General features: G+C 66.7%; 1 protein-coding gene. It reads right to left on the bottom strand.

Annotated features, from left to right (window positions below):
* Positions 1-363 (bottom strand): Ig-like domain-containing protein (locus X742_RS01000000171335; protein WP_032925245.1); only part of this gene is annotated, 363 nt, incomplete at both ends.

Raw genomic sequence — 363 nt, 5'->3', positions numbered from 1 at the left:
CGATGGCATTGCTGTTCGAGCTGTTGCCGGCCGGATCGGTGACGACGGCGCGGAACTGATAGTCGCCGTCGGCCAGGCTGGTCTGCGTGGCAGTCGTCGAGGTCCAGTTGGTGCCGCCATCGGTCGAAACTTGATAGGTCACCGCGGTGCCGTTGGCATCCGCGTTGCCGCTCAGGCTGAGATCGAAGGTGCCGTCGGTGGTGACCGCCGGGGTGTTCGGCGTGCCGGTGTCGGTGAGGTTGGCAAAGGCCAGCGTGCCGGCGCTCGGCGCGGTGTTGTCGACCACGACCTCGATGGCATTGCTGTTCGAGCTGTTGCCGGCCGGATCGGTGACGACGGCGCGGAACTGATAGTCGCCGTCGG

Source organism: Mesorhizobium sp. LNHC229A00 (assembly GCF_000502415.1).
Lineage (GTDB): Bacteria > Pseudomonadota > Alphaproteobacteria > Rhizobiales > Rhizobiaceae > Mesorhizobium.
Note: the sequence above shows the minus strand (reverse complement) of the source record. Positions and strands in the feature narration are given on the sequence as shown.